The following is a 2,740-nucleotide window of genomic DNA, read 5'->3' on the forward strand; positions in this document are numbered from 1 at the left end:
CTGCGCGCGCCATCGGTCATCGAGGTTCTCACCGACAACGGCTCACCTTACATCGCCAAGGACACGCAGATCTTCGCCCGCCAGCTCGGCCTGAAGCCCTGCTTCACGCCGGTGCGCAGCCCGCAGAGCAACGGCATGTCCGAGGCTTTCGTCAAAACCCTGAAGCGCGACTACGTCCAGGTCACGCCATTGCCGGACGCGCAGAACGTCCTTAGATTGATCGGCACTTGGATCGAGGACTACAACGACAACCACCCGCACTCAGGGCTGAAGATGCGCTCGCCCCGCGAGTTCATCGCAGCTCAATCCGCAACCGCCTGACTGCCCGGCGAAACGGGGGCAAGACCAGCTATTTCGCAGGGTGGAACGAGGCCTTTGCCTCACTTAGATTAGGCTCATGTGATTGTGCTGGAGGTGCCACTCCTACGGTTGTCATGTGTCCAAAGCACATGACAGGCTGTGCGGTAGCAAATGCTGCGCAGAGTGCACATGCTATGCCAGCTGATGCGAGCCAGTTCACCCTGTTCAATCTCTAACGCGACGCCCGCTTCGTCATCGGTGTCTACACCAGGCAAGTGCTGCGCTCGCAAGTAGGTGACGATCATCCGCTCTGTATCCTCGAGCGCATTCGCGCGCCTCGGATTTCCCGGCTTATTGTCGCTCATGAGCTTTTTATTCCTAAATTTTTTGATCTTAGGGCCGCAGGAATCTGACCTCCAAGCTTGCAGGCACATAAGGTTAGCCGGTTTCTTGCGCCGCCCGATCCTGCCTAAATCATCATCTCCTTCGTCGCCGTCAGCTTCAACTCTGGATGATCGCGCACGACGCGGTCGATGTCCCATTGCAGCCGGGTCAGATAGACCGCATCGCCGTCGTTATCCGTCGCCATGTGCTGCTTGTTGGTTTGCGCGAAGGCCTCGACCTTCTCCTTCAGGCCGGAAAGCCAGCGGGCGGATGTAAATTGCGAGGGTTCGAACCGCACCGGCAGACCGTATTCCTGCTCGATCCGGCTCGCCAGCACATCGAACTGCAGCGCGCCGACCACGCCCACGATGAAGCCCGAGCCGATCATCGGCTTGAAGACCTTGGCCGCGCCTTCCTCGGCGAACTGCATCAGCGCCTTTTCCAGATGCTTGGCCTTCATCGGATCGCCCGCCCGCACATTCTGCAGCAGTTCCGGTGCGAAGGAGGGGATGCCGGTGAAGCGCAGCGCCTCGCCTTCCGTCAGCGCGTCGCCGATGCGCAACTGGCCGTGGTTGGGGATGCCGATGATGTCGCCGGCCCAGGCGTCCTCGGCCAGTTCCCGGTCGGCGGCGAGGAACAGCACGGGGTTCGACACCGCCATCGGCTTCTTCGACCGCACGTGCAGCAGCTTCATCCCCCGCTCGAAATGCCCCGAGGCGAGGCGCACGAAGGCCACGCGGTCGCGGTGCTTGGGGTCCATGTTGGCCTGCACCTTGAAGACGAAGCCGGTGACGTCGCCTTCCTCGGGCGCGATCTCGCGCTCGGCGGCGTTCTGGGGCTGGGGCTGAGGGCCGAACTCGCCGATGCCCAGCATCAGTTCCTTGACGCCGAAGCTGTTGATGGCGCTGCCGAACCAGATCGGCGTCATGTGTCCTTCAAGGAAGGACTTGCGGTCGAAGGTAGGCAGCAGTTCGCGCGCCATCTCGACCTCCTCGCGCAGCTTTTCCAGCAGGTCGGCAGGGATGTGCTCGGCCAGCTTGGGGTCGTCGAGGCCGGAGATGCTGATCGATTCCGCCACGCGGTTGCGGTCGGCGCGGTCCATCAGCTCCAGCCGGTCGTGCAGCAGGTCGTAGGTGCCCAGGAAGTCGCGGCCCGAACCGATGGGCCACGAGGCAGGCGCCACGTCGATGGCGAGGTTTTCCTGGATCTCGTCGATGATCTCGAAGGTGTCGCGGCTTTCCCGGTCCATCTTGTTGCAGAAGGTCAGGATCGGCAGGTCGCGCATCCGGCAGACCTCGAACAGCTTCCGGGTCTGGGATTCCACACCCTTGGCCCCGTCGATCACCATGATAGCGGCGTCCACGGCGGTCAGGGTGCGATAGGTGTCCTCGGAAAAGTCCGAGTGGCCGGGCGTGTCCACGAGGTTGAAGCGGTAAGGCCCGAAGTCGAAGGACATGGCGGATGCGGACACGGAAATCCCCCGGTCCTGCTCCATCTTCATGAAGTCGGACCGCGTCCGCCGCGCCTCGCCCTTGGCGCGGACTTGGCCGGCCATCTGGATCGCCCCGCCGAACAGCAGGAACTTCTCGGTCAGCGTGGTCTTGCCGGCGTCCGGGTGCGCGATGATCGCGAAGGTCCGGCGGCGGGCGATTTCGGGCGGCAGTTGGGGGCGATTGTCCAGCATGGGCGGCATGTAACGCTCAACGTCGCGTCCCGCAACGGAGGGCGCCGCCCGAAAAGCGCGTTACCTTCGGACGGTTCCAGATATTTCGGAAGCTGGTGGTTACGTCCGCACCAGCGCCTCGTAGCTTTCGGCGATCCTGCGCGTGGTCGGTCCCACCTGGAAATGCCAGTCCTCGCCGATCTGGGCGACCGGGGTCACCTCGGCCGCCGATCCGGTCAGGAAGCATTCCTGGAAGCCCTCGACCTCCTCGGGCAGGATGTGGCGCTCGTGCACCGTCATGCCCTCGTCCTTGCACATCTGGATGACGGTCTGCCGGGTGATGCCGTTCAGGAAGGCGTCGGCCAGCGGCGTGTGGATTTCCCCGTCCTTCAC

General features: G+C 63.2%; 3 protein-coding genes. 1 reads left to right on the top strand and 2 read right to left on the bottom strand.

The genetic code is table 11. From position 1 onward, the window contains the following. A partial coding sequence (locus Q4F04_RS15370) for an integrase core domain-containing protein (protein WP_303370665.1) occupies positions 1 to 321 on the top strand: 321 nt, incomplete at its 5' end. 448 nt (positions 322 to 769) lie between these two features. On the opposite strand, the gene Q4F04_RS15375 is transcribed toward Q4F04_RS15370, so the two are convergent. Both Q4F04_RS15375 and Q4F04_RS15380 read right to left on the bottom strand, forming a co-directional pair. Beyond that, entirely contained in the window at positions 770 to 2,368 is a 1,599-nt protein-coding gene (locus tag Q4F04_RS15375) for a peptide chain release factor 3 (protein WP_303370666.1), read from the bottom strand. Positions 2,369 to 2,467: 99 nt separating this feature from the next. After that, a partial coding sequence (locus Q4F04_RS15380; protein WP_303370667.1) for an aminotransferase class IV occupies positions 2,468 to 2,740 on the bottom strand: 273 nt, incomplete at its 5' end.

This window comes from Paracoccus sp. (in: a-proteobacteria) (assembly GCF_030536915.1).
Classification (GTDB): Bacteria; Pseudomonadota; Alphaproteobacteria; order Rhodobacterales; family Rhodobacteraceae; genus Paracoccus.